The following is a 22,851-nucleotide window of genomic DNA, read 5'->3' on the forward strand; positions in this document are numbered from 1 at the left end:
CTCTCCGGACTCAGGTTCGAGGGAGGGACTGCCTGAGCAGGACCTTGCCGGCGGACGAGGGACCCTGGTGGACGCAGTCCGCGTCTACGACATAGGCCGTGACCCGGGTGCTGTTGCTGGCGTCGGGCATCACGACGAGATAGGCATTCCTGCCGGCATAGGTGCCGGTCTTGGCGCCGAGGACGTCGTCGCTGCTGTCGATCGCCTTCCGGACGCAGTCGGGAACAGAGGGCTGGGTCTGGATCAGGGTGTTCGCGCTCTGTGTGGACCCGGGGCTGTTCTGCTCGGAGCCGATGCCCGAGCGTGGCCGCTGGCTCGCGGAGCCCCGCTCCGTGCCCTGCTTCGTGGCGAGCAGATCCTTCACCTGGCTCTGCACGCTGTCCCCGGAGAACGCGCTGGCGGCCGGCGTCGGCCGACCGTGAGCCGTTGTATCGGAGCTGCCGCTGACGAGCGACTGAAGGACAAGGGACCCGGCCCCCAGGACGGCGGCGGTGAGAACGGCACCCAGAGCGACGGTCCTGCGGCGTCGGCCGCGCTCGCGTCCCTTCCGTCCCGGACCGGTAGATCCGCTGGGGCGCCCGAGGGGGCGGTCCGACGGGACCGATGTTTCACGTGAAACACGACCGCCGGTGCGGGCCGGCTCTTCGGAAACGAGGAGGGGTGCGTCCAGAGCTTCAGGTGCGGTGGAGGCCAGCAGCGCTTCGGCGGCGAGGGCGGCGTCGATACGCCCGGCGACATCCGCCGGCATCCGCGGCGGGCCCGGCATGGTGCCGAGCAGCCCTCGGATCTCCTCCAGCGAGGCAAGCACGTCCGCGCACAGCTCGCACCCGTCCAGGTGGCGCCGTACCTCAGTGGTTCGGTCCGGTGGGAGGAGGCCTTCGGTGAGGTCGGAGATCTCGGCGACGTCCGGGTGCCCGGCCGTGTCTGTCGAGGAAGTCACGCTCGCCCACCTCCGCCCTTCACTACGGTTGAATCGCTCGGACCCGTACGTCCGGGACCCTTGTCATGGGGACCCGACGCAGGTGGGACGGATTTCCCTTCCACCCGGTTCCGTCCCGGCTCGGGTTCTTTTTCGTCACCGGTGCTTCCGGGCCGCAGATGGGTGAGCAGCGGAAGGAGCCTGGCCCGGCCTCGGGCGCACCGGCTCTTCACCGTCCCCGTGGGCACATCAAGGATCCGGGCGGCCTCGGCCACCGGGTAACCCTGCATGTCCACGAGGACCAGAGCCGCACGCTGCTCATATGGAAGCGTGCCGAGCGCCTCGATGAGCTGGCGGTGCACATCGTTCCGCTCGGCGGGAGCGGAGGCCGACTCGTGCGGCTCCAGCAACTGCTCCAGCCGCTCGGTGTCGTCGACCGGAGCGGTCTTCCTGGAGGCGGCCTTGCGGGCCCGGTCCAGGCAGGCGTTCACGGTGATGCGATGCAGCCAGGTCGTGACGGCCGACTGCCCCCGGAAGGTGTGCGCGGCCCGGTAGGCGGACACCAGCGCATCCTGGACGGCGTCAGCGGCCTCCTCCCGGTCCCCCAGCGTCCGCAGCGCCACCGCCCAGAGCCGGTCCCGATGCCGCCGCACGATCTCACCGAAGGCATCGGGGTCGCCTTCCACATGGCGGGCGAGCAGATCCTGGTCGCTCACTCCGTCGTATCCGGCGCCCTCTGCCATCTGCCCCTCCCGAGTGGAGACCTCAGCTGGTCACCTTGATGTCTGCCACTCTGCCCCGCCAGTGGTCTCCCCCGTCCGAGGGCAGCTTGGTCAGCCACACCAGGAGGTACTGGGTCTTGAGGGAGGTGTCGGGCTTGAGTACCACCGTCGTGCCCGATCCGCTGGCAGCCTTGGTAAAGGCGTCAAGCGATGTCGGTTCCGACCCTGCGTCCGCGCTGGCGGCACGGAGCTCGACCGAAGTCTGCCCGACGAAGGTGATCGTCACCTTTCCGACCTGCTGGACCTTGCCGAGGTCGAGGACCATCCCGACGCCAGGCTTCAGATTGCCGAACTCCGGGCTCAGGTAGAAGCTCGTCTCCCAGTTGGTGGACGGGCTGTTGTCGAAGGCCTTCGTTATGTCGTCAGGGTTTTCAGAGTGGTCGTCGCTGAACGGGTCGAAGTCGCGGCCGCCCTTGATGGGGATGGGAGTGCCGGCGGTCGGCTTCTTCGGGCCCTTGTCGCCGCCGTCCTGAACCTGCGTCTTGTTGGTGTCGTCCGGCTTGCCGCCCTGGCCCATCAGGGCGTCCGCCAGCTGCCAGCTGCCCAGGCCCAGCGCGGCGATGAGGAGCGCCGAGACAGCCCACTTCAGAGCCTTGCCGGTGCGGCTCTGCAGCGGGGGCGGCGGGGCCGAGATCGGCTGCGTGGCACCGTGGTGCGCTGCGGGGCGGCCGTACGTGCCCTGCTGGTACGTCGTGCGCTGGTACTCCGGCGGGGCCGTGAACGCCGGCTCCGGCGGGCGGATGCGGGGCATCTCGCCGATCGCCTTGACCAGCTCCTCCGGCGTCGTGCACGGAGCCTCGTGCCGGGACGCGGTGGCCCCGTCGTTGACGAGGGCGCGCATGGCGAGTTCGGACAGGCCACGGTGGACCCCGGCGCGCACCTGGTCCGGGGCGATCAGGCCGATGTCCTTGGGCAGGCCGGACAGGCCGTAGGCGTCGTTCTCGTACGGCCAGCGCTGGGTCAGCGCCGCGTACAGCAGGGCGCCGATCGACTCGGTGTCGGTGCGTTGCGGGGTGTCGGAACTGATGCCGCGCAGCGCCGCGTTCACGGCGAGGCCGCGAATCCGCCACTGACCGGTGGAGGCACGCAGGACGGCGTTCGGGTTCAGCCGCAGATGGGCGAGGCCCTCGCGGTGTGCGGCGGCCATGGCGGAGGCGACCTGACTGACCATCTGGTACGCGTCGTGCGGCTCCAGTGGGCCGGCCGCGAGCAGCGCGGTCAGTTCGGTGGCATCGGGCAGCCACTCGTGCACGACGTAGACGAGGTCGTTCTCCTCGACGGCGTCCAGGACCTGGACGAAGCGCGGATCGCCGAGCAGCGCCGAGGAACGCGCGGCGGCCAGTACCGACCGGGCCCGCGCATGGTCCGCGGGCAGGATGTGGACGCCGACGGCGCGACGGAGTTTCTCGTCGACCGCACGCCAGCTGCTGAATCCGTCCAGACGGGTGACGCACTCCTCGAGACGGTAGCGTCTGGCGAGTTTGTGACCGCTGTGCAGTTCAGGCGGTGGGGCCTTCTTTCCGTGACCGTCCGTCCCGCCGCTCCCCTGCCTCTCGCTGTCCGTGTCCCGCTCCGGGTTCTGGGCCACCCCGTCGGCCGTGGACTGGTCCGCCTTGGCGGTCAGCGGCTGCTCGCCGCTGTTGTCTGCCACGTCGACGGCAGCCGTGCTCCGTTCCGCCACCGTCGTCCCTGCCTCCCCATCCGTTGCACGCTGTCCGACGCCGAATCCAATTGTGCCCACAGTCCGCCGCTATGCACGACACACAGCTGCGGACGATGGTTGTGCGCCTACCCCCGTCTCAGCGACCCAGACGCCCGCGCACCATGCCCACGAGCGAGTTGAGTTCGTCGATCCGCATCCGGCGGGCGGCCACGAAGAAGACGCCGAGCAGGACCGCACCGCCGACGACCAGCGCCGCGAAGGAACCGATGACGCCCTGGCCGAGGGTGTGCCCGATGCCATAACAGGCCGCGCCGCTGATCAGGGCCGCCGGCACCGAGGCGATGGCGAGCCGCGCGTACGTCCGCAGCACCCGTGCGCCGTCCAGGTCACCGCCGAGCCGCTTGCGCAGCCTCCGCCAGGCGACGCCCACACCGATCGCGTAGGCGAGGCCGTACGCGGCGGCCATGCCCGCGACCGCCCAGCGGGCCGGCAGCAGGAAGTAGCAGAGCGCGGAGGCAGTCGCGTTGACGGCCGCCACGATGACGGTGTTGTAGAAGGGCGTCCGGGTGTCCTCGTAGGCGTAGAAGGCGCGCAGGACCACGTACTGCACGGAGTAGGGGATCAGACCGAGGGCGAAGGCCATCAGCATGAAGCCCATGTTGGTGGCCGCATCGGTGCCCGCGGAGCCGAAGATCAGCGTGCACATCGGGATGCCGAGTGCGAGGAAGCCGAAGGAGATCGGGACGATGGCGACGGCGGTCGTCCGCAGGCCCTGGGAGATGTCGTCGCGGACGGCGCCCCCGTCGCCCTCGGCCGCCGAGCGCGAGATGCGCGGCAGCAGCGCGGCCATCAGGGAGACCGTGATGATGGCCTGCGGCAGACCCCAGATCAGCTGGGCGTTGGCGTAGGCGGCGAAGCCCGTGCCCTTGACGCCGGAGTCCTTGGCGGCCGCGGTGGACAGCTGGGTCACGATCATCGCGCCGGCCTGGTTCGCGAGGACGAACAGGACCGTCCACTTGGCGAGCATCGCGGCCTTGCCGAGGCCGTGGCCCCGCCAGTCGAAGCGCAGCCGGATCCGGAAGCCCGTCTCGCGCAGGTACGGGATCATCGCGAGCGCCTGCACGACCAGACCGAGCAGCACACCGACGCCGAGCAGCCGCTGGCCCTCCGGCGGAATGCTGGTGACGGTCATGTGGGAGTTGGCGGCGCTGCCGTAGACCCAGATGAACATGCCCAGCGTCACGATGATGACGATGTTGTTCAGGACCGGGGTCCACATCATCGCGCCGAACTTTCCGCGCGCGTTGAGGATCTGACCCATCACCACGTGGATGCCCATGAAGAAGATCGAGGGCAGGAAGTAGCGGGTGAAGGTGACGGCCACGTCGTTGGCCGCCGGGTTGGTGGCGATCGGGTTCGACAGCATGCGCACCAGCAGCGGCGCCGCGAGCATCGCGAGACCGGTCAGTGCGGCCAGGGCCACCATCACGAGGGTCAGCAGCCGGTTGGCGAAGGCCTCGCCGCCGTCCTCGTCCTCCTTCATGGAGCGCACCAGCTGGGGCACGAAGACGGAGTTGAGACCGCCGCCGACCGTGAGGATGTAGATCATCGTCGGCAGCTGGTAGGCCACCTGGAAGGAGTCGGCGAGGAAGCCGAGGCCCAGCGCGGCGGCGATCAGCGCGGAGCGGATGAAACCGGTGAGCCGGGACACCATCGTGCCCGCCGCCATGACGGCGCTGGACTTGAGCAGCCCGCCGGCCTTCCCGCCCTTCTTCGGGGCGGGAGCCGCGGGTGCGGAGGTCTCCGCGGGAGCGGACGCACCGGCGGGCTCGGGAGCCGCGGCCGGGGCCGGCACCGGCGGCTGGGCCGGCTGTCCGGCGGCGGGCGGACCGGCCTGGTAGGGCGTCTCGGCGTACTGGTTCGCGTACTGCGGGCTCTGGGCGTGCGGCGGCGCCGGGTACGGAGCCGCGGAGCCCTGCCCGGGGCCCGGCACGCCAGCCGGGCCGGGAACGGCCGGGGGATCCATCGGCGCGGGCGCACCGCCCTGCTGCTGGTCCCGGAAGAGGTGCGCGAAGGCGTCGGGCTGGTGGTACTCCTCGCCGGAGTGCGTCACCAGGTCGTCCACACCCACGAACTGGGTCGTACGGGGGTCGTCACCGTACGGCAGGTACTGGGCCGCACCCTCCGGCTCCGGCGCCGGCGTCTGCGCCCACACGCGCGGGTCGGGGGCGTACGGAGACTGGGCCGGAGGGCCGTACAGCGGCTGCTGCTGCTCGTACGTGCCCGGGGGCGGCGGGGGGTGCGCGGCACGGTCGTAGAGCGCCTCGGCGACCGGGTCCTGGGCGGCGAGATCGTGGTCGCGGTAGGGGTCCTGGTCGTAGGCGTCCTGGAGGTACATGTCCGCAGCGTGCTGCGGCGGCACCTGCCCGGGCTCGGGCGTCGGCTCGGGGTAGCCGGAGCCGGCCGCGCCCTGACCGCGGTCACCGTCGTACGGCGCGTTCATGGTTACCCCACCTCATCGTCCCGGGCCACACCGGCCACGACATCGCTCAACGGTCCACTCTCTCACCCGTCCCGGACGGGTCGGCGCTTTCCGGTGCGGTGTCCGGTGCAGGGTCACTCGGCTGCTCCGGGTCGTCTGCCCCGGAGGGGGCGTCCGACTCCTCCGGGAGACGGCCCCCGGGGGCGCCGGGGTTCCCGGGCTTCTCGCCGGTGTCCTCGCCCGCCGCGTCGGGGCCGTCGTCCTCGGCCTGACGGGCGGCCGCGCGCTTGCGCTGGGTGTACATCCGGAAGCCGGCCAGGACGAGGAGGAGCACGCCGCCACCGATGACCAGCATGACCGTGGGCGTGACCTCGGTGACCTTCACATCGAACTGGACGTAGTCGCCGTATTCCTGGCCGTCCTCGGTGTACAGCTGGGCGATGACCGCGACCCGGCCGTTGGCGTTGGCCGAGGTGGTGAACTTCACGGACTGGCTGTGGCCGCCGGAGACCTCGACGGGCTGCTCGTAGTAGGCCTTGCCGTGGATCTTCAGGCGGGTCGGGTTCGTCGAGGTGAGCCGCAGCACGAGGTGGTTCACGGGCTGGACGAGGTTGTTCTGGACGGTCACCGGGATGGTGGCGCTGCGCCCGGAGAGCTTGGTCTCGGACTTGTCGATCAGCTTGACCTGGTCGGCCAGCTCGTCGAGCCAGTTCTCCACGTCGCCCCGGAAGCTGTCCGCCTCGGTACTGCGGCCTCGCCACGACGTGGACATCTCACGGTTTATGGCCCGCCCGAACGGGGTGACCACGCGGGACTGATCGCTGAGGATCACCTTGAAGTTGTCGAGCTTGTCCTGCGTGCGCGCGATCTGCTCGAAGGCCGTCCTGGGCAGCTCCTGCTTGCGCAGCGAGGAGGGGTAGGCGGACGTGGACGGGATGCGCGTGGTGGCGTCCGGGTCGGGCTTGGCCTTGGCGGCCGCGGTGAGGTTCTGCGACTGCGACCAGGTGTCGTCCTGGAGCGTCTTCAGCGCCGTCGCCATCGCCTGGGCCTGGCTCGCCGACGGCATGCGCTGCGGAGCGACGACGATGCTGCGCTGCTCGTCCGTCTGCGCGTTCACCTCCAGGCTCTGCGCCAGGAACTCCTGCACGGCCAGCGTGGCCGAGTCCGCCTTGGTCAGATCGCCCTCGAAGGCCGTGGACAGCCGTGCGTCGGCCACCACCGCCGTCGTACCGCCGCCGACGGGGCGGGCGGCGGAGGGGGTGTAGGACAGCCCGGCGGTCTCCTGCAGGCTGTCGCTGCGGGCGATCACCCGGTCGGCGCCGCCCGAGGTGGCGACCTTCATGATCGACGGATCCACGGCGCCTTCGACCGGCCAGGCGAAGTCCGTGTTCGGTGTGACATGAAGCACGGTCTTCACAGTGGTGGCGGCGACGTCGGTGGCGTCCTTGAGGTGGCTGAGCGAGCCGGTGACGCTGGTGCCGTTGTGCGCGAGGGAGGCCAGGTCCGGGTCGGCGAAGGGCAGGGCGACGACCTCCTTGCCCACCACGGCCTTCTGCAGGTCGGCCAGCCACTGCTTGGCGACTGCCTGGTGGGTGCCGGCCGTGGTGGTGTTGCCGTCGCCCTGGACGCGGTAGTTGCCCGCCATCGCGTCCACCGACGCCAGCAGATCGGGGTCGATCACCCAGGTGACGTCGAGGTCCTTGCCCAGCTCCAGCATCTGCGCCAGCCGGCCGCCCGGGGCGATCTCCGTGGCCAGGTCGTCGTTGAGGAAGACCGGCGTCTGCAGCTCGCCGGCACCCGTCCTGGCCGTCATGTGGACCGGGGAGATCAACGGCCACAGGAACGTCGTCTTCGTCTTCGTGTCGGCCTCGGAGGGCTGCCACGGCAGGAACGTCCGCTGGACGCCGAGTACCTGCTCCCAGGGCTGTGCGGCGGTCTGGCCGGACAGGGCGACGTCGAACTCGTAGACGCCGTCGTCGCCGAGGTCGAGCTTGTCCACCGGGACCGAGATGCTGAAGTGCTCGGCGACGCCCGGGGCCAGCTTGGAGAACTGCTCCTCGTACTTTCCACCGACCTCGGTGCCGGTGCCGCTCTGGAGGTCGGTGGAGCGCTGAGCGATGCCGTCGATCGCCGAGCGCGTGTTCAGCATGCGACCCACCCGCAGGCCCACGTGGGCGCCGGTGACGGCCTGCTTGCCGTTGTTGGTCACCGTGCCGGATACGGTCAGCGTGTCGCCGTCCGTGGGGGCGCTGGGGCTGAGCGAGTCCACCGAGACGGACACGGCGTCCGAGGGGGCAGCCTGTGCGGGCCCCGCGGCGGGCAGCTGGAGAAGCCCGGCCAGGAGGGGCGCCCCGGCGAGCAGTCCTCCGGTGCGCCGCAGCCACCGGCGCACAGGTGAGGGACTGGTCCCCTGGAAGTCAGCCGCCTCGGCCACGCGCTCGCCCGTCCCTCGTCGTCGTCAGTGGTCGTCGGAATGTGCGTCCACGCATGGTAACGAGGCGCGCTGAGGGGAAGTGCCGCGGTCTGCTCCACAAGATCGGGGGACAGTAGCGACCCGTCCTCTATATCCAGTATCGAGGGGAGAGCGGATGTACGCCGTAAGCGCAGCCCTTGTGCGCTTATGGCAGGAGGCATCCGTGCCCGCCTAATCGAGGCGCCCCGGGTCGCCGGGGCCACGTACCCTCTTCTGTTGTGCCGAACCCCAACGATGACAATCCCTCTGCCCTGAGCCAGGCGCAGCAACGCGCTGTGAGCGAGCTGCTACGGGTGGCCCCCGTGGCTGACGACCTCGCCCGCCGTTTCCAGGAGGCCGGGTTCTCGCTCGCCCTGGTGGGCGGCTCGGTCCGCGACGCGCTGCTCGGCCGGCTCGGCAACGACCTGGATTTCACCACCGACGCGCGCCCCGAGGACGTACTGAAGATCGTGCGACCCTGGGCGGACGCCGTCTGGGAGGTCGGGATCGCCTTCGGCACGGTCGGGGCCCAGAAGGACGGCTACCAGATCGAGGTGACCACCTACCGGTCCGAGGCGTACGACCGCACCTCGCGCAAGCCCGAGGTGTCGTACGGCGACTCCATCGAGCAGGATCTGATCCGCCGGGACTTCACGGTCAACGCGATGGCCGTGGCGCTGCCGGAGAAGGAGTTCATCGACCCACACGGCGGTCTGGAGGACCTTGCGGCCCGCGTGCTGCGCACCCCCGGCACGCCCGAGGAGTCGTTCTCGGACGATCCGCTGCGGATGATGCGGGCTGCCCGGTTCGCCGCCCAGCTGGACTTCGCAGTCGCTTCCGAGGTCGTCACGGCGATGACGGACATGGCAGGGCGGATCGAGATCGTCTCGGCCGAGCGGGTCCGGGACGAGCTGAACAAGCTGATCCTCTCCGCGAACCCGCGCAAGGGTCTGAGTCTTCTGGTCGACACCGGGCTCGCCGATCACGTCCTGCCCGAGCTGCCGGCCCTGCATCTGGAGCGTGACGAGCACCACCGGCACAAGGACGTCTACGACCACACGCTGATCGTGCTGGAGCAGGCGATGGCGCTGGAGGAGGACGGCCCCGACCTCACGCTGCGCCTGGCCGCGCTACTGCACGACATCGGCAAGCCGCGGACCCGTCGCTTCGAGAAGGACGGCCGGGTCTCGTTCCATCACCACGAGGTGGTCGGCGCGAAGATGACCAAGAAGCGCATGACGGCCCTGAAGTACTCCAACGAGCTGGTGAGGGACGTCTCGCGTCTGGTCGAACTCCACCTGCGCTTCCACGGCTACGGCACCGGCGAGTGGACGGATTCGGCGGTGCGCCGCTACGTCCGTGACGCGGGCCCGCTGCTGGACCGCCTGCACAAGCTGACCCGCTCCGACTGCACGACGCGGAACAAGCGGAAGGCGGCCGCGCTGTCGCGGGCCTATGACGGCCTGGAGGAGCGCATCGGGCAGCTCCAGGAGCAGGAGGAGCTGGATTCGATCCGCCCGGACCTCGATGGCAACCAGATCATGGAGATCCTTGGCGTCGGTCCCGGCCCCGTCATCGGCAAGGCGTACAAGCACCTGCTGGAGCTGCGTCTGGAGAATGGTCCGATGGAGCACGATGCGGCGGTGGCGGCCCTCAAGGAGTGGTGGGCCGAACAGAGCTGAGCCTGTGGGAGAGGTCATGTTTCACGTGAAACATGACCGAGAACCTAGCGAGGGGGCGATGTTTCACGTGAAACATCGCCCCCGCTGCTGTCTCGGCGCCCTTCGAAGCGGGCCATCCCCACCGCGACCCCGCCATAGATCAGGGCGACGAACAACACCAACACCACTGAGCGGCCGTCCGACGGGAGCATCAGGGCGGCCACTCCGGCAGCGCCCACGAAGGCAACGTTGAAGAGGACGTCGTACACGGAGAAGATCCGGCCCCGGAAACCGTCATCGACCGATGACTGGACGATCGTGTCTGTGGCGATCTTGGCTCCCTGGGTGATCAACCCCAGGACGAAGGTCGCGACCATCAGGGGGCCGGTGGCGAACGGCAGACCCAGCGCAGGCTCCAGAACCGTGGCCGCGCCGGAGCAGACCACGATCCAGCGGCCGGGCCCGAGCCGTCCCACCGCCCACGGTGTCACCACGGCGGCCGCGAAGAAGCCCGCGCCGGACACCGCCACGGCGAGTCCGAGCAGCTGGAGTCCTTCGTCCGGGGTCGCGGCGAGGGTGTACCGGCACAGCATGAGGAGCAGGACGAGGAGCGCGCCGTAGCAGAAGCGCATCAGCGTCATCGAGGCCAGCGCCCAGGCTGCCTCCCGGCGCCGGGGCTCGGTCAGATGCCGCACGGCCGCGAGCAGATCGCGGGCGGTGTCGGCGACCGCGGTCGGTAGACGGGGCTGCGCCGGCAGTCGGTCGGGGCCCAGCAGTGCGGGAGCCATGCTCAGTGAGGTCAGCGCGGCACAGAGATAGAGGAAGGCGCCGAGCAGGACCACCGCGGCATCGGAGCCCGATGCCACGAGCCGTACGAGGAAGGCGAGGCCGCCGCCCGTGGTCGCGGCGAGTGTTCCGGCTGTCGGGGAGAGGGAGTTGGCGATCACCAGGCGCTCGGCGTCGACCACGCGCGGCAGGGCGGCCGAGAGCCCGGCGAGGACGAAGCGGTTGACGGCCGTGACGCACAGCGCGGACACGTAGAACAGCCAGTCCGGCACCGAGCTGACCATCAGCACGGCGGTGGCCGCCGCCAGCAGCGCGCGCAGCAGGTTGCCGTACACGAGGACCTGGCGGCGCCGCCAACGGTCCAGCAGGACGCCCGCGAAGGGACCGACCAGCGAGTAAGGCAGCAGCAGGACCGCCATCGCCGAGGCGATCGCCACGGCCGAGGTCTGTTTCTCCGGGGAGAAGACGACGTACGCGGCGAGCGCGACCTGGTAGACGCCGTCGGCGCCCTGCGAGAGGAGGCGTACGGACAGCAGGCGTCGGAAGTCCCGCAGACGCAGCAGGACGCGCAGGTCACGGACGACGGGCATGGAGCAAAGCCTCACATATGCCGAGGGTCCCCGGGTCAGGAAACCCGGGGACCCTCACAGCCCTGGCAGGAGCGTTCTGTGCGGTGCGCCTGGCTGGAGAGCTAGCGCACCGCGTGGTGCCGACTAGCGCTCGACTTCACCGCGGATGAACTTCTCGACGTTCTCGCGGGCCTCGTCGTCGAAGTACTGGACCGGCGGGGACTTCATGAAGTAGCTCGACGCCGACAGGATCGGGCCGCCGATGCCGCGGTCCTTGGCGATCTTCGCGGCACGCAGGGCGTCGATGATGATGCCGGCGGAGTTCGGGGAGTCCCAGACCTCGAGCTTGTACTCCAGGTTCAGCGGCACCTCACCGAAGGCGCGGCCCTCGAGGCGGACGTACGCCCACTTGCGGTCGTCCAGCCAGGCGACGTAGTCGGACGGGCCGATGTGGACGTTCTTCTCGCCGAGGTCCCGGTCGGGGATCTGGGAGGTGACGGCCTGCGTCTTGGAGATCTTCTTGGACTCCAGGCGGTCACGCTCGAGCATGTTCTTGAAGTCCATGTTGCCGCCGACGTTCAGCTGCATCGTGCGCTCGAGGCGCACACCACGGTCTTCGAACAGCTTTGCCATGACGCGGTGCGTGATGGTGGCGCCGACCTGGGACTTGATGTCGTCACCGACGATCGGGACGCCCGCCTCGGTGAACTTGTCCGCCCACTCCTTGGTGCCGGCGATGAAGACCGGAAGGGCGTTGACGAAGGCGACCTTGGCGTCGATGGCGCACTGGGCGTAGAACTTCGCCGCGTCCTCGGAACCGACGGGCAGGTAGCAGACGAGCACGTCGACCTGCTTGTCCTTGAGGACCTGGACGACGTCGACCGGCTCCTCGGCGGACTCCTCGATGGTGAGGCGGTAGTACTTGCCCAGGCCGTCGAGGGTGTGGCCGCGCTGGACCGTGACGCCGGTGTTCGGAACGTCGGCGATCTTGATGGTGTTGTTCTCGGAGGCGCCGATCGCGTCCGCGAGGTCGAGGCCGACCTTCTTGGCGTCCACGTCGAAGGCGGCGACGAACTCGACGTCACCGACGTGGTACTCGCCGAACTGCACGTGCATCAGGCCGGGGACCTTCGACGCCGGGTCGGCGTCCTTGTAGTACTCGACTCCCTGCACCAGCGACGCGGCGCAGTTGCCCACGCCGACGATGGCTACGCGAACCGAACCCATTCCGGTTGCTCCCTGTGTGTACGAGTGAGGCCCTGAGTGGGTCTCACGTGGCGGTGTCGCCGGGCGTATCCGTCCGGGGGGTTTCCCCGGGACGGGGCAGGCCGCCCGTCGCTCCAGTTGTGGTGTCCTGCTGAGCGGACCCCCCGGATGCGGAACCCTTCAGGTCCCGACCGGCCCGCTCGCTCTCGATGAGCTCGTTCAGCCAGCGCACTTCGCGCTCCACGGACTCCATCCCGTGGCGCTGGAGCTCAAGCGTGTAGTCGTCGAGGCGCTCCCGGGTGCGCGCCAGGGAGGCGCGCATCTTCTCCAGACGCTCCTCCAAGCGGCTGCGCCGGCCCTCCAGCACGCGCATGCGCACATCGCGCGACGTCTGCCCGAAGAAGGCGAATCGTGCGGCGAAGTGCTCGTCCTCGTACGCGTCAGGACCGGTCTGGGAAAGAAGCTCCTCGAAGTGCTCCTTACCTTCTGCCGTCAACCGGTACACGATCTTTGCTCGGCGTCCGGCAAGGGCAGCGGCAAGGGCGTCCTCATGGGTGCTGCCTTCCTCGATCAACCAGCCGTTGGCGACCAGCGTCTTGAGGCAGGGGTAGAGCGTCCCGTAGCTGAACGCCCGGAACACACCCAGAGACGTGTTGAGTCGTTTGCGCAGCTCATAGCCGTGCATCGGGGACTCGCGCAGCAGCCCGAGTACGGCGAACTCAAGGATGCCGGAACGCCGGCTCATGATCGCCTCCTCTCGGTCCGCAGCGTCTTTATCTCGCACTGATGTATCGACTCGATACATCACGACGATAGAACGGCCTTCCGTATGCGACAAGAGGGAGGACGGTGAACGGGATCACATCACCGATTCGTTGGAAGCGAGTTGCCTGTTTTGAGGTGAACTTCGGGGCTCGGCAGGTTTTGGCGGTGCGTAGTCTGTGCGGCATGCACGCCACCGGGAACCAAGTGACGCCTGGGGGGCGTCGTCGTCCCCGGTGCAGTACGGGTGAATGCGGAACCGACCACATCCGTACTTCGGGGGGACCGGAAACCAGCCGCCGTTTCCAGGCGCGCACGGGTGCGCCTGCCCGAGGAGTAATCGTTCGATGAGCGAGCACCGTCGCAAACCGCCGCCGCCGCAGGGAGGCGGACGTGCCGCGGCCCGACGCGGCCAGTCCGGCCCGTCCTCCGGCCGCCGTGCGGCACCGCGAGGCGCCACCGGGTCTTCTGCCGACTCCTATGGTTCCAGTTCCCATGGGTCGGGCTCCTATGGCTCGGGGGGTGAGGAGCGCCCCTACGGCAGCCGTGCCGAGGCCCGCCGGGCGGCGCAGAGAGGTGGCGGCAGGCGTCGTGCCGCCGACAACGGAGGTCCGGGCGGACCGACCGGGCCCGGACGCGGCAGAGGCCGTGCGCCGGCAGCGCCCGGCAAGAAGCGGTTCATCGACTACCCGCGGGCGGGCAAGTACGGCTGGCACCGCTGGGTGCCGTCCTGGAAGCTCGTCTCGGGTCTGTTCATCGGTTTCGTCGGCAGCCTCGTCGCCATGGTCGGCATCGGCTTCGCGATGGTGCAGATCCCCAGCGAGAACATCGCCGCCCAGTCGCAGAACAACGTCTACTACTGGGCCGACAACACTCAGATGGTGGCCACCGGCACCGGCGTCAACCGCCAGAACGTCACCATCGACAAGATCCCCGAGGCCATGCAGTACGCGGTGATCTCGGCCGAGAACAAGAGTTTCTACAAGGACTCGGGTGTCGACCCCATGGGTATCGTCCGAGCTCTGGCCAACATGGCGCGAGGCGGACAGACGCAGGGTGGTTCGACCATCACCCAGCAGTTCGTCAAGAACACGTACCTGAGCCAGGACCAGACCGTCACCCGCAAGTTCCGCGAGATGTTCATCTCCATAAAGGTGGGTGCCAAGCTCTCGAAGCCGCAGATCCTCCAGGGCTATCTGAACACCTCGTACTACGGCCGCGGTGCCTACGGCATCCAGGCCGCCGCTCATACCTACTACAACGTGGACGCGGTCAAGCTCACGCCGAGCCAGTGCGCCGTCCTCGCGGCGCTGCTGAAGGGTCCGACGTACTACGACCCGGCGGGCAATCCGGACCTCGACAAGTCGGCGACCCAGACTGACAACACCAAGCGCTCGAAGGAGCGCTGGGCCTGGATTCTCGGCGAGATGCACAAGGACAAGCACCTCACCGACGAGCAGTACCAGAAAGCCCTCGCGAGGTACCCCATGCCTCAGGGCCGCAAGGCGACCAAGGGCATGACCGGCCAGATCAGCTACCTGGCCGACACGGCGAAGAAGTACGTCCTGGCCCACTCCAAGATCACGGAGCAGGAGTTCGACCGGGGCGGCTTCCAGATCTACACGACCTTCAAGAAGGACAAGGTCAACGCCCTGAGCGCGGCGGTGAAGAAGATCCAGAAGGAGCGGTTGGACCCGAAGCACCGCAGCCTGGACAAGTACGTCCAGTTCGGCGCCGCGTCGGTGAAGCCCAATGACGGTGCGATCGTCGCTCTCTACGGTGGTGACGGCTACGAGAACGGCCACTTCACCAACAACGCCGACACCTCCGGTGTCCCCGTCGGCTCGACGTGGAAGCCGTTCGTGCTGGCCGCGGCCATGGAGTACGGCACGTACAAATCTCCCGGCACACCGGTCTCGCCGCTGAGCAAGTACAACGGCAACGACCACCTCAAGGTGATGAAGCCGGACGGGTCGTTCTACCTGAACAAGGACAACTCGACCTTCTTCCAGAACAACGAGGGCCCTCGCAAGTGGGGTTACATCACCCTGCGTAAGGCGATGGAGCAGTCCATCAACACGCCGTTCGTTCAGCTCGGCGTGGACGTTGGAATGACGCACGTGCGGGACGTCGCCAAGTCGGCCGGCATCCTCGACCAGAGCATGTCGAAGGACCTCAACCCGTCGTTCGCCATCGGTACGTCCACTCCCAGTGCGATCCGTATGGCCGACGCCTATGCGACCTTCGCGGCGTCCGGCAAGCAGGTGGATCCGTACTCGGTGACCGCCCTCAAGAAGGACGGCCAAGAACAGCCCGGCTTCCAAAAGCCCAAGGTCAAGTCGGCCATGGACGCGAACATCGCCAACAACGTCACGGACGTCCTGGAGAACGTGATCCAGAACGGTACGGCTCAGAACGCCAAGGCCCTGGGCCGTACGGCGGCCGGCAAGACCGGTACCACCGACAGCAACAAGTCGGCGTGGTTCGTCGGCTACACCCAGCAGCTGTCGACCTCGGTGGCGATGTTCCGCGAGAACCCCAAGGACCACGAGCTGCTCTCCATGAACGGCACGGCGGGCAAGGACTCCATCCACGGTGGTGACATCCCGACGCTGGTGTGGACCGAGTACATGAAGGCCGCGCTGAAGAACGCGAACGACTCGGGCTTCCCGGATGCCACCGAGATCGGCAAGGTCCAGGACGAGGCGGGCGCGCCTTCCCCGACCCCGTCGGTCACCATCACGCCGAGCCCGACGCCGGACGACTCGCCGAGCCCGTCGCCGAGCGAAACGGCCACGTCCCCGACTCCGACGCCGAGTGACTCCTGCCAGTTCGGCTGGGGCAACAACTGCAACAACACCGGCGGCGGCACAGGGAACGGTGGCACGGACGGCGGGACGACACCCACGCCGACAGCCACCGATACCACCGGTACCAGCACCGGCACCAGCAAAGGCAACGGCAACGGAGGCATCTTCGCAGGTCAGAACGGCTAGCCAGGCAGTCTGACCGATTGGCGGCCATATCGTTCGCCACGGGTGTTTCACGTGAAACGAGGGCCGCCGCACCCACGAGGTGCGGCGGCCCTCGGCGTATTCCTAGAGAGGTACGGCAGGATGTGGCCCATGCCCAGTGCAGAGATGACGCCCGCGAGCGTGCACGAGCCCGAGCCCGTGCGGCCTGCCGGTGCGGAGCCGGTGCGGCCGACCAGGGAGGACGAGGTCGCCGCGGCCGGGAGTGAGCTGATCGGTGGCCCCATCGGGCGGCGCGCCCTGCTCGGGACGACCTGGTGGACCCCCGTACGGGTCGTCGTGCTCGTCGCGATCGGCATGTTCGCGCTCGGCCTCTTCCAGAAGGCGCCCTGCTATCACAGCGCCTGGTTCTTCGGCGCGAGCTCGCAGTACACGCACGCCTGCTACTCGGACATCCCGCACCTCTATCAGGGGCGCGGCTTCGCCGACGGGCTGGTGCCGTACTTCGACAAGCTGCCGGGCGACATGGACTACCTCGAATACCCGGTGCTGACCGGTGTGTTCATGGAGGTGGCCGCCTGGCTCACGCCCGGCAGCGGCACCATCCAGCACCAGGAGCAGTGGTACTGGTTCGTCAACGCCGGGATGCTGATGGCCTGTGCGGCCGCCATCGCGGTCTGTGTGGCCCGCACCCACCGCCGGCGCCCCTGGGACGGCCTGCTGGTCGCTCTGGCGCCCGCCTTCGCCCTCACCGCCACCATCAACTGGGACCTGCTGGCGGTGGCTCTGACGGCCGCCGCGATGCTGATGTGGGCGCGGGGCCGTCCGCTGGCCTTCGGAGTCCTCCTGGGGCTCGCCACGGCCGCCAAGCTCTATCCCGTCTTCCTGCTCGGCCCACTGCTGGTGCTGTGCTGGAGGGCCGGTAAGTGGCGGGAGTTCTTCCAGGCCGTGGGCGGAGCCGTCGTCGCCTGGCTCGTCGTGAACCTGCCGGTGATGCTCTTCGCCTTCCAGGGCTGGTCGAAGTTCTACACGTTCAGCCATGACCGGGGTGTCGATTTCGGTTCTTTCTGGCTGATCTGGGCGCAGAACTCCAGCAACCCGCCCACCACGGACTTCGTGAACACCGCCGCCACCGTGCTGGTGGTGCTGTGCTTCCTCGGCATCGCGGCCCTCACGCTCACCGCCCCGCGCCGGCCGCGCTTCGCCCAGCTCGCGTTCCTGATGGTGGCGGCCTTCATCGTCACCAACAAGGTCTACTCCCCGCAGTACGTCCTGTGGCTGGTACCGCTGGCCGTTCTCGCCCGGCCCAAGTGGCGGGACTTCCTGATCTGGCAGGCGTGCGAGGTCGCGTACTTCCTGGGCATCTGGATGTACCTCGCCTACACGACCAGCGGAGACGCTCACAAGGGGCTGCCGACGCAGGGCTACCAGTGGGCGATCGCATTGCACCTGCTGGGCACGCTGTACCTGTGCGCCGTGGTCGTACGGGACATCCTCATGCCCGAGCGGGACGTGGTGCGCCGGTCCGGCGACGACGACCCCTCTGGCGGGGTGCTCGACGGCGCGGAGGACGTCTTCGTGCTCGGTGCGGCGGCCCATCCCCCGCGGCACGCCGCCCACTTCGACGCTCCTCGGGTGGACTGGGGAAGGCCGGAGCCGTCATCGCACGAGGACCGTTCGCTCTGAGCGAACATCCTCTCGGCGTCCCCCCGGCACCCCCTCGGGGCCCTCGGTGGGCACGAAGAAGGCCGTACACGAACATCGTGTACGGCCTTTCGCTTCGGCAGCCCGGACTAGCGGTCCACGATCCGGTCGAACTGCGTGGTGGTGTGCCGCAGATGGGCCACCAGCTCGTCCCCGACCGTCGGCTCGGGGGCGTCCGACGGGACGAACAGGATCGACACCTGCATGTGCGGCGGCTCGGCGAACCAGCGCTGCTTGCCGCCCCAGACGAACGGAGAAAGGTTCCGGTTCACCGTGGCGAGGCCGGCTCGTGCGACGCCCTTGGCGCGCGGCATGACGCCGTGCAGGGCCTTCGGGGCCTCCAGGCCCACCCCGTGGGACGTACCGCCCGCCACGACCACCAGGAAGCCGTCCGAGGCCGCCTTCTGCTGCCGGTAGCCGAAGCGGTCGCCCTTGGCCACGCGCGTGACGTCCAGAACGGCGCCGCGGTACTCGGTGGCCTCGTGGTCCCCCAGCCACAGCCGGGTGCCGATGCGGGCGCGGAACCGGGTCTGCGGGAACTGCTGCTGGAGCCGGGCGAGTTCCTCGGCCTTGAGGTGGCTGACGAACATGGTGTGCAGCGGCAGCCGGGCCGCGCGCAGCCGGTCCATCCAGCCGATGACCTCCTCGACGGCGTCCGAGCCGTCGGTGCGGTCCAGCGGCAGGTGGATGGCGAAGCCCTCCAGCCGGACGTTCTCGATGGCGGCGTGCAGCTGCGGCAGGTCCTGCTCGCTGATGCCGTGCCGCTTCATCGAGGACATCACCTCGATGACGACACGGGCGCCCACGAGGCCGTACACGCCGTCGATCGACGACACCGAGCGGACCACCCGGTCCGGCAGCGGGACGGGCTCCTCACCGCGCCGGTACGGCGTCAGCACCAGCAGGTCACCGCTGAAGTAGTCCTTGATGCGCGCGGCCTCGTACGTGGTGCCGACGGCGAGGATGTCCGCGCCCAGGCGCGTGGCCTCCTCGGCCAGTCGTTCGTGTCCGAAGCCGTAGCCGTTGCCCTTGCAGACCGGGACGAGGCCCGGGAACTGCTCCTGCACGTGCTTGTGGTGCGCCCGCCAGCGCGCGGTGTCGACGTAGAGCGTGAGCGCCATGGCCGGACCTGGAACCTTTCTCGTGGCTGCGGTGTATCAGTGGTGCGAAAGCTGTGAAGCCTATGGAATCAAACGCCCGCGGCTCAGCGGCGCGACATGTAGATGTCGAGCGCCTTGTGGAGCAGCTTGTTCAGCGGGAAGTCCCATTCGCCCAGGTACTCGGCCGCCTGCCCACCCGTGCCGACCTTGAACTGGATCAGGCCGAACAGGTGATCCGTCTCGTCCAGCGAGTCGGAGATGCCGCGCAGGTCGTAGACGGTGGCGCCGAGCGCGTAGGCGTCGCGCAGCATCCGCCACTGCATCGCGTTCGAGGGGCGGACCTCACGGCCGATGTTGTCGGAGGCGCCGTAGGAGTACCAGACGTGGCCGCCGACGATCAGCATGGTCGCGGCGGACAGGTTCACGCCGTTGTGGCGGGCGAAGTACAGCCGCATCCGGTTGGGGTCCTCGGTGTTGAGGGCCGTCCACATGCGCTGGAAGTACGACAGCGGGCGGGGCCGGAAGTGGTCGCGCACGGCCGTGATCTCGTACAGCCGCTGCCACTCGGCGAGGTCCTGGTAGCCGCCCTGGACGACCTCGACGCCGGCCTTCTCGGCCTTCTTGATGTTGCGGCGCCACAGCTGGTTGAAGTTCTTGTGGACCTCTTCCAGGGAGCGGTTGGCCAGCGGCACCTGGAAGACGTAGCGGGGCTGCACGTCGCCGAAGCCGGCCCCGCCGTCCTCACCCTGCTGCCAGCCCATGCGGCGCAGCTTGTCGGCCACCTCGAAGGCGCGCGGCTCGATGAAGTCGGCCTCCATGTCGCGCAGGCGCTTCACGTCCGGGCTCTGGATGCCCCGCTTGATGGTTTCCGCGTTCCAGCGGCGGATGATCACCGGCGGGCCCATCTTCACGGAGAAGGCACCCTGCTGCTTGAGGTGCGCCAGCATCGGCTGGATCCAGTCGTCCAGATTCGGCGCGAACCAGTTGATGACCGGCCCCTCGGGGAGGTAGGCGAGGTAGCGCTTGATCTTGGGTAGCTGACGGTAGAGGACCAGGCCGGCGCCGACCATCTCGCTGGTGCGCTCGTCGAACCAGCCGAGGTGCTCCGAGCGCCACTCCGCCTTCACATCGGCCCAGGCCGGGACCTGCATGTGGCTCGCCGCCGGCAGGCTCTGGATGTAGGCCAGATGCTGCTCGCGGCTGATGGTCCTCAGGGTCAGGCTCATGTCGGGGCGCTCCTCGGGCTGGTGTGTCCCCATGGGTTCAGGGGCTCCGGCTCTCGCGCCGAAGCCTACTGCGCCTTGCGAGCACCCCGACTGGGGCGTACGGCACCTTCGCCCCGGCTTCTGGCCGCCGAGGCGTTTTCACGGTGTCGGGGAAGGTGCCGGACCGACGGCCGGACGGGTCAGCCGATGAGGCCGCCGAACAGTCCGCCGTTCGCCATGCCGAGCATGAAGCCGACTCCGGAGGCACCGAGACCCAGGATCAGACCGGTCCGCTCCCGCGTGGTCTCCGAGATCCACTGCCCGTACATGCCGGTGATGATCCCCAGCAGGCCGGTCCAGGACGAGAGCAGGTGAAGGCCGTGGAAGAAGGACGTGATGAAGGCGATCAGGCCCAGGACCAGTGTCGCCACCGTCAGGGTGTCCTGGAGCGGATGAGGTTTGCCGTCGGTGGCGAAGAAGGATCCGGCGGTGTTGGGTCGCAATGCCTGCTGTGCCATGAGGCACCTCCTGCGGATCGCGGCGCACTGTAGCGCCATACACACCCGATGTGTACAGATTGAAGGGCCCCCACCGCCGGATTTCAACCGGAAGCACGTGTGCGGGTAGTCTGTACCGTCTGCACCGGTGTCTGCCCAGGCCGCTGCGGGGGATCCCTCCGAGGAGCCCCCGATTGTCAGTGGTGGCCGATACCGTTGCGTACGCATCACAACCCTCCTGCCACGGAACGACCGTGGCCGCTGAGTCCAAAGGAGGTGGGTTCCACATGCGTCACTACGAGGTGATGGTCATCCTCGACCCCGATCTGGAGGAGCGCGCTGTCGCCCCCCTGATCGAGAACTTCCTCTCCGTCGTCCGTGAGGGCAACGGCAAGGTGGAGAAGGTCGACACCTGGGGCCGTCGTCGTCTCGCGTACGAGATCAAGAAGAAGCCCGAGGGCATCTACTCGGTCATCGACCTGCAGGCCGAGCCTGTGGTCGTGAAGGAGCTCGACCGCCAGATGAACCTGAACGAGTCGGTCCTCCGGACCAAGGTCCTCCGCCCCGAGACCCACTGAGCTTTCCCGCTCAGCTGATCTCGGGATTCGAGTAGCAGCAACAAGCAGCCAGAGCAGCAAACCCGCCGAGAGGTTCCCCCATGGCAGGCGAGACCGTCATCACGGTCGTCGGCAACCTTGTCGATGACCCCGAGCTGCGCTTCACCCCGTCCGGTGCGGCGGTCGCGAAGTTCCGCGTCGCGTCCACTCCCCGCACCTTCGACCGCCAGACGAACGAGTGGAAGGACGGCGAGAGCCTCTTCCTCACGTGCTCGGTCTGGCGTCAGGCGGCGGAGAACGTCGCCGAGTCGCTCCAGCGAGGCATGCGCGTCATCGTGCAGGGCCGGCTGAAGCAGCGGTCCTACGAGGACCGTGAGGGCGTCAAGCGCACGGTCTACGAGCTGGACGTCGAGGAAGTCGGCGCCAGCCTGCGCAACGCCACGGCCAAGGTCACCAAGACCGCCGCCGGTGGCGCTCGCGGTGGCCAGGGTGGTTACGGCGGCGGTGGCGGCCAGGGTGGCGGCGGCTGGGGTGGAAACTCCGGTGGCGGCCAGCAGGGCGGCGGCGCTCCGGCCGACGACCCGTGGGCGACCGGCGCTCCCGCCGGTGGCAACCAGGGCGGCGGCGGCTGGGGCGGAGGCTCCGGCGGCGGTGGCGGCTACTCGGACGAGCCCCCCTTCTAGGGCTCGCATCCCCACTTCTTGATCACACAGGAGAAACACCATGGCGAAGCCGCCTGTGCGCAAGCCTAAGAAGAAGGTCTGCGCTTTCTGCAAGGACAAGGTCACGTACGTGGACTACAAGGACACGAACATGCTGCGGAAGTTCATTTCCGACCGCGGCAAGATCCGTGCCCGCCGCGTGACCGGCAACTGCACGCAGCACCAGCGTGACGTCGCCACGGCCGTGAAGAACAGCCGTGAGATGGCGCTGCTGCCCTACACGTCCACCGCGCGCTAAGGGAAGGGTGACCGACTAATGAAGATCATCCTCACCCACGAGGTCTCCGGCCTCGGTGCCGCTGGCGACGTCGTCGACGTCAAGGACGGCTACGCTCGCAACTACCTCATCCCGCGGAAGTTCGCTATCCGCTGGACCAAGGGTGGCGAGAAGGACGTCGAGCAGATCCGCCGCGCCCGCAAGATCCACGAGATCCAGACCATCGAGCAGGCCAACGCTGTGAAGGCCCAGCTCGAGGGCGTCAAGGTCCGCCTGGCCGTCCGCTCCGGCGACGCCGGCCGTCTCTTCGGTTCCGTCACCCCGGCCGACATCGCTTCCGCGATCAAGGCTTCCGGTGGCCCCGAGGTCGACAAGCGTCGCATCGAGCTGTCCGCCCCGATCAAGACCCTGGGCGCCCACGAGACGTCCGTGCGTCTGCACCCCGAGGTTGCCGCCAAGGTCAACATCGAGGTCGTCGCGGCGTGACGCTGCGCTCGTCTTGAGCAGCTGAGAGGGGCCGTCTCCTACGGGGGCGGCCCCTCTTCGCGTTCGGCGTCAGTGCGGCTGTGCGCCGGACGCTGCATGTTTCACGTGA

At 68.7% G+C, this 22,851-nt stretch carries 18 protein-coding genes; 7 read left to right on the forward strand and 11 right to left on the reverse strand.

The genetic code is table 11. The features are described from left to right. Positions 1-10 precede the first annotated feature (10 nt). From ACIF83_RS27675 to ACIF83_RS27695, 5 genes are all read right to left on the reverse strand, one after another. On the reverse strand, positions 11-940 hold the full coding sequence (locus ACIF83_RS27675; RefSeq protein WP_393474720.1) for an anti-sigma factor family protein: 930 nt from the start codon (positions 938-940) through the stop codon (positions 11-13). Continuing rightward, positions 937-1,662, reverse strand: a complete 726-nt coding sequence (sigM, locus tag ACIF83_RS27680; RefSeq protein WP_393474718.1) for an RNA polymerase sigma factor SigM — start codon at positions 1,660-1,662, stop codon at positions 937-939. The genes ACIF83_RS27675 and sigM overlap by 4 nt, the downstream gene beginning before the upstream one ends. A gap of 22 nt (positions 1,663-1,684) precedes the next feature. After that, positions 1,685-3,382, reverse strand: a complete 1,698-nt coding sequence (locus ACIF83_RS27685; RefSeq protein WP_399730875.1) for a serine/threonine protein kinase — start codon at positions 3,380-3,382, stop codon at positions 1,685-1,687. 118 nt (positions 3,383-3,500) lie between these two features. After that, positions 3,501-5,867, reverse strand: a complete 2,367-nt coding sequence (gene murJ, locus ACIF83_RS27690) for a murein biosynthesis integral membrane protein MurJ (protein ID WP_399730878.1) — start codon at positions 5,865-5,867, stop codon at positions 3,501-3,503. Between the two features lie 46 nt (positions 5,868-5,913). After that, positions 5,914-8,280 (reverse strand): DUF6049 family protein, encoded by a 2,367-nt coding sequence (locus ACIF83_RS27695; RefSeq protein WP_393474709.1) that lies wholly within the window; start codon positions 8,278-8,280, stop codon positions 5,914-5,916. 257 nt (positions 8,281-8,537) lie between these two features. Between ACIF83_RS27695 and ACIF83_RS27700 the strand changes: the two genes are divergently transcribed. Further along, entirely contained in the window at positions 8,538-9,980 is a 1,443-nt protein-coding gene (locus ACIF83_RS27700) for a CCA tRNA nucleotidyltransferase (protein ID WP_399730882.1), read from the forward strand. A 44-nt stretch (positions 9,981-10,024) separates the two neighbouring features. Here the strand turns inward: ACIF83_RS27700 and ACIF83_RS27705 are convergent, their stop codons facing one another. The 3 genes from ACIF83_RS27705 to ACIF83_RS27715 all read right to left on the reverse strand — a co-directional run bounded on the left by ACIF83_RS27705 (position 10,025) and on the right by ACIF83_RS27715 (position 13,265). Further along, positions 10,025-11,335 carry an MFS transporter gene (locus ACIF83_RS27705; RefSeq protein ID WP_399730885.1) on the reverse strand — a complete coding sequence of 437 codons (1,311 nt, stop codon included), beginning with the start codon at positions 11,333-11,335 and terminating at the stop codon, positions 10,025-10,027. Between the two features lie 123 nt (positions 11,336-11,458). Further along, complete coding sequence (locus ACIF83_RS27710; RefSeq protein WP_393474701.1) at positions 11,459-12,541, reverse strand: inositol-3-phosphate synthase; 1,083 nt, start codon at positions 12,539-12,541, stop codon at positions 11,459-11,461. Between the two features lie 43 nt (positions 12,542-12,584). After that, positions 12,585-13,265 (reverse strand): helix-turn-helix transcriptional regulator, encoded by a 681-nt coding sequence (locus tag ACIF83_RS27715; protein WP_393474699.1) that lies wholly within the window; start codon positions 13,263-13,265, stop codon positions 12,585-12,587. A 364-nt stretch (positions 13,266-13,629) separates the two neighbouring features. Between ACIF83_RS27715 and ACIF83_RS27720 the strand changes: the two genes are divergently transcribed. Further along, positions 13,630-16,278: a transglycosylase domain-containing protein gene (locus ACIF83_RS27720; protein ID WP_399730888.1), complete on the forward strand. Its 2,649-nt coding sequence runs from the start codon at positions 13,630-13,632 to the stop codon at positions 16,276-16,278. A 129-nt stretch (positions 16,279-16,407) separates the two neighbouring features. After that, complete coding sequence (locus tag ACIF83_RS27725; RefSeq protein WP_399730891.1) at positions 16,408-17,940, forward strand: glycosyltransferase family 87 protein; 1,533 nt, start codon at positions 16,408-16,410, stop codon at positions 17,938-17,940. Positions 17,941-18,047: 107 nt separating this feature from the next. Here ACIF83_RS27725 and ACIF83_RS27730 read toward each other — a convergent pair whose 3' ends face one another. The 3 genes from ACIF83_RS27730 to ACIF83_RS27740 form a co-directional block, all read right to left on the reverse strand. Beyond that, the gene (locus ACIF83_RS27730; protein ID WP_393474692.1) at positions 18,048-19,079 is read right to left on the reverse strand and encodes an alanine racemase; all 1,032 of its coding nucleotides are present in this window, start codon (positions 19,077-19,079) and stop codon (positions 18,048-18,050) included. An 83-nt stretch (positions 19,080-19,162) separates the two neighbouring features. Continuing rightward, the gene (gene femX / locus ACIF83_RS27735) at positions 19,163-20,284 is read right to left on the reverse strand and encodes a peptidoglycan bridge formation glycyltransferase FemX (protein ID WP_393474689.1); all 1,122 of its coding nucleotides are present in this window, start codon (positions 20,282-20,284) and stop codon (positions 19,163-19,165) included. 179 nt (positions 20,285-20,463) lie between these two features. After that, positions 20,464-20,781 carry a hypothetical protein gene (locus tag ACIF83_RS27740; RefSeq protein WP_398138729.1) on the reverse strand — a complete coding sequence of 106 codons (318 nt, stop codon included), beginning with the start codon at positions 20,779-20,781 and terminating at the stop codon, positions 20,464-20,466. A gap of 266 nt (positions 20,782-21,047) precedes the next feature. On the opposite strand from ACIF83_RS27740, the gene rpsF reads away from it, so the two are divergent. The 4 genes from rpsF (at position 21,048) to rplI (ending at position 22,742) form a co-directional block, all read left to right on the forward strand. After that, positions 21,048-21,338 (forward strand): 30S ribosomal protein S6, encoded by a 291-nt coding sequence (rpsF, locus tag ACIF83_RS27745; protein ID WP_369390496.1) that lies wholly within the window; start codon positions 21,048-21,050, stop codon positions 21,336-21,338. Between the two features lie 80 nt (positions 21,339-21,418). Further along, complete coding sequence (locus ACIF83_RS27750; RefSeq protein ID WP_399730896.1) at positions 21,419-22,000, forward strand: single-stranded DNA-binding protein; 582 nt, start codon at positions 21,419-21,421, stop codon at positions 21,998-22,000. 40 nt (positions 22,001-22,040) lie between these two features. Then, complete coding sequence (rpsR, locus tag ACIF83_RS27755; protein WP_003949403.1) at positions 22,041-22,277, forward strand: 30S ribosomal protein S18; 237 nt, start codon at positions 22,041-22,043, stop codon at positions 22,275-22,277. 18 nt (positions 22,278-22,295) lie between these two features. After that, positions 22,296-22,742 carry a 50S ribosomal protein L9 gene (gene rplI, locus ACIF83_RS27760; protein ID WP_067000461.1) on the forward strand — a complete coding sequence of 149 codons (447 nt, stop codon included), beginning with the start codon at positions 22,296-22,298 and terminating at the stop codon, positions 22,740-22,742. Positions 22,743-22,851 lie beyond the last annotated feature (109 nt).

The organism is Streptomyces sp. NPDC085866, from assembly GCF_044541035.1.
Lineage (GTDB): Bacteria > Actinomycetota > Actinomycetes > Streptomycetales > Streptomycetaceae > Streptomyces.

Excerpts from the sequence above, each read along its gene's own strand:
- ACIF83_RS27705 (WP_399730885.1), bottom strand. The coding sequence starts at position 11,335 with ATGCCCGTCGTCCGTGACCTGCGCGTCCTGCTGCGTCTGCGGGACTTC.
- ACIF83_RS27720 (WP_399730888.1), top strand. The coding sequence starts at position 13,630 with ATGAGCGAGCACCGTCGCAAACCGCCGCCGCCGCAGGGAGGCGGACGT.
- ACIF83_RS27715 (WP_393474699.1), bottom strand. The coding sequence starts at position 13,265 with ATGAGCCGGCGTTCCGGCATCCTTGAGTTCGCCGTACTCGGGCTGCTG.
- ACIF83_RS27710 (WP_393474701.1), bottom strand. The coding sequence starts at position 12,541 with ATGGGTTCGGTTCGCGTAGCCATCGTCGGCGTGGGCAACTGCGCCGCG.
- sigM (WP_393474718.1), bottom strand. The coding sequence starts at position 1,662 with ATGGCAGAGGGCGCCGGATACGACGGAGTGAGCGACCAGGATCTGCTC.
- ACIF83_RS27730 (WP_393474692.1), bottom strand. The coding sequence starts at position 19,079 with ATGGCGCTCACGCTCTACGTCGACACCGCGCGCTGGCGGGCGCACCAC.
- ACIF83_RS27750 (WP_399730896.1), top strand. The coding sequence starts at position 21,419 with ATGGCAGGCGAGACCGTCATCACGGTCGTCGGCAACCTTGTCGATGAC.
- rplI (WP_067000461.1), top strand. The coding sequence starts at position 22,296 with ATGAAGATCATCCTCACCCACGAGGTCTCCGGCCTCGGTGCCGCTGGC.
- murJ (WP_399730878.1), bottom strand. The coding sequence starts at position 5,867 with ATGAACGCGCCGTACGACGGTGACCGCGGTCAGGGCGCGGCCGGCTCC.
- femX (WP_393474689.1), bottom strand. The coding sequence starts at position 20,284 with ATGAGCCTGACCCTGAGGACCATCAGCCGCGAGCAGCATCTGGCCTAC.
- rpsR (WP_003949403.1), top strand. The coding sequence starts at position 22,041 with ATGGCGAAGCCGCCTGTGCGCAAGCCTAAGAAGAAGGTCTGCGCTTTC.
- rpsF (WP_369390496.1), top strand. The coding sequence starts at position 21,048 with ATGCGTCACTACGAGGTGATGGTCATCCTCGACCCCGATCTGGAGGAG.
- ACIF83_RS27725 (WP_399730891.1), top strand. The coding sequence starts at position 16,408 with ATGCCCAGTGCAGAGATGACGCCCGCGAGCGTGCACGAGCCCGAGCCC.
- ACIF83_RS27740 (WP_398138729.1), bottom strand. The coding sequence starts at position 20,781 with ATGGCACAGCAGGCATTGCGACCCAACACCGCCGGATCCTTCTTCGCC.